Source organism: Streptomyces bobili (genome assembly GCF_002154575.1).
In the GTDB taxonomy this organism is placed as follows: Bacteria; Actinomycetota; Actinomycetes; order Streptomycetales; family Streptomycetaceae; genus Streptomyces; species Streptomyces bobili.
The window spans coordinates 1-2,808 of the sequence record NZ_MUBA01000482.1 but is presented as its reverse complement, the minus strand read 5'-3'; the positions used below and the strand labels follow the sequence as shown (position 1 = coordinate 2,808).

Annotated in this window: 2 protein-coding genes; both read left to right on the top strand. The window is 71.0% G+C overall.

The window, feature by feature from the left end; all coding sequences use genetic code 11:
- Positions 1 to 88: 88 nt before the first annotated feature.
- Positions 89 to 2,368, top strand: a complete 2,280-nt coding sequence (locus BZL64_RS30945) for an FdhF/YdeP family oxidoreductase (protein WP_086772457.1) — start codon at positions 89 to 91, stop codon at positions 2,366 to 2,368.
- Positions 2,369 to 2,461: 93 nt separating this feature from the next.
- Positions 2,462 to 2,808, top strand: a 347-nt coding sequence (locus BZL64_RS30940) for a PaaI family thioesterase (RefSeq protein ID WP_086772456.1), incomplete at its 3' end; no start/stop codon positions are given.

The window sequence follows — 2,808 nt, the reverse complement described above, 5'->3', positions numbered from 1 at the left end:
GCCCCCGTCCGCCCGCGCAGCCTTCCTGTCGGTGGCGCGTGCGAGGATCGGTGGGAGTGGTCACCCGTGTCAGTGAAGGAGCGCCGCGATGGCAACGAAGCCGCCCAAGGCCGACCCGGTTCAGGACGCGCCGCAGGTCGCCGAGCCGAAGCACGCGGCGGCGGGGCTGCCGGCCATCGGGCACACCTTGCGGATGGCGCAGCAGCAGATGGGCGTGAAGCGGACCGCGCTGACGCTGCTGCGCGTCAATCAGAAGGACGGCTTCGACTGTCCGGGCTGTGCCTGGCCGGAGCCGGAGCACCGGCACGCGGCGGAGTTCTGTGAGAACGGCGCGAAGGCGGTGGCCGAGGAGGCGACCCTGCGCCGGGTCACTCCGGAGTTCTTCGCCGAGCACCCGGTCGCCGACCTGGCCAACCGGAGCGGCTACTGGCTGGGTCAGCAGGGGCGGCTCACCCACCCGATGTACCTGCCCGAGGGTGGCGAGCGCTACGAGCCGGTCTCCTGGGAGCGTGCCTTCGGCATCGTCGCCGAGGAGATGGCGGCCCTGGCCTCCCCCGACGAGGCCGTGTTCTACACCTCGGGCCGTACGAGCAACGAGGCCGCGTTCCTGTATCAGCTGTTCGCGCGCGAGTGGGGCACGAACAACCTGCCCGACTGCTCCAACATGTGCCACGAGTCGTCCGGTTCGGCCCTCACCGAGACGATCGGCGTCGGCAAGGGAAGCGTCCTGCTGGAGGACCTCTACAAGGCCGACCTGATCATCGTGGCCGGGCAGAACCCGGGTACCAACCATCCGCGCATGCTCTCCGCCCTGGAGAAGGCCAAGGCCAACGGTGCGCGGATCGTGAGCGTGAACCCGCTGCCCGAGGCGGGCCTGGAGCGCTTCAAGAACCCGCAGACCCCGCAGGGCATGCTCAAGGGCGCGGCCCTCACGGATCTGTTCCTCCAGATCCGCATCGGCGGCGACCAGGCGCTGTTCCGGCTCCTCAACAAGCTGATCCTGGAGACGCAGGGCGCGGTCGACGAGGAGTTCGTCGCCGAGCACACCCACGGCCACGAGGAGTTCGCCGCGGCTGCCCGAGCCGCCGACTGGGACGAGACACTCGCCGCGACGGGTCTCACGCGCGCGGAGATCGAGGATGCCCTGCGCATGGTGCTCGCCTCGGAGCGCACCATCGTGTGCTGGGCGATGGGTCTCACGCAGCACAAGCACTCCGTACCGACCATCCGTGAGGTGGTCAACTTCCTGCTGCTGCGCGGCAACATCGGCCGTCCGGGCGCGGGTGTGTGCCCGGTGCGCGGTCATTCGAACGTGCAGGGCGATCGCACCATGGGCATCTTCGAGCGCCCGGCCCCGGCCTTCCTCGACGCCCTGGAGCGGGAGTTCGGCTTCGCCCCGCCGCGTGAGCACGGCTTCGACGTCGTACGGGCGATCCGGGCTCTGCGCGACGGCGAGGCGAAGGTCTTCTTCGCCATGGGCGGCAACTTCGTGTCGGCCTCCCCCGACACGGAGGTCACCGAGGCGGCGATGCGGCGGGCCCGGCTCACGGTGCACGTGTCGACGAAGCTCAACCGCTCGCATGTCGTCACGGGCGCGCGTGCCCTGATCCTGCCGACGCTCGGCCGTACCGAGCGCGATGTGCAGGGCGGCGGCGAGCAGTTCGTGACCGTCGAGGACTCCATGGGCATGGTGCACGCCTCCCGGGGCCGGCTGGAGCCCGCTGGCACGCAGTTGCTGTCGGAGCCGGCGATCGTGTGCCGGCTGGCGCGCCGGGTGCTGGGCGCGGACAGCCTGGTGCCGTGGGAGGAGTTCGAGAAGGACTACGCGACGATCCGGGACCGCATCGCGCGCGTGATCCCCGGTTTCGAGGACTTCAACGCGCGCGTGGCACAGCCCGGCGGCTTCACGCTGCCGCACGCCCCACGCGACGAGCGCCGTTTCCCGACGGCCACCGGCAAGGCCAACTTCACGGCCGCGCCGGTCGAGTTCCCGGAACTGCCCGCCGGTCGCCTGCTGTTGCAGACGCTGCGCTCGCACGACCAGTACAACACCACGATCTACGGTCTGGACGACCGCTACCGCGGCATCAGGAACGGCCGCCGGGTCGTCCTCGTCAACCCGGAGGACGCCGGCACGCTCGGCCTGGCCGACGGTTCGTACGTGGATCTGGTGAGCGAGTGGCGGGACGGGGTGGAGCGGCGGGCGCCCGGCTTCCGGGTGGTGCTCTATCCGACGGCGCGGGGCTGCGCGGCGGCGTACTACCCGGAGACCAACGTCCTGGTGCCGCTGGACGCCACCGCGGACACCAGTAACACCCCGGCCAGCAAGTCCGTCGTGGTCCGTCTGGAACAATCGGCGACCGACTGAGCGTTTGCTCAGGCGGCACGGTCACCGTCCCGGTCCCGGTCACCGTCCCGGTCCCGGTCACGCCACTGGTCACGACGAACGGAGCAGGTCCCGATGGGCGAGCAGCAGCACGTGAAGTTCCCGCAAGAGGTCATCGACGAGTACGCGGCGCTCGGCGTCGACCTGCGCGCCCTCTTCTCCGCCGGGCACCTGGGCACCCGTATGGGGGTGCAGATCGTCGAGGCGTCCGCGGAGCGGGTCGTCGGCACGATGCCGGTCGAGGGCAACACCCAGCCCTACGGCCTGCTGCACGGCGGCGCCTCGGCGGTGCTCGCGGAGACCCTCGGTTCGGTCGGCGCGATGCTGCACGGCGGCAGTTCCAAGCTCGCCGTCGGCGTCGACCTGAACTGCACCCACCACCGCGGCGCCCGCTCCGGCCTGGTCACCGGCGTGGCCACGCC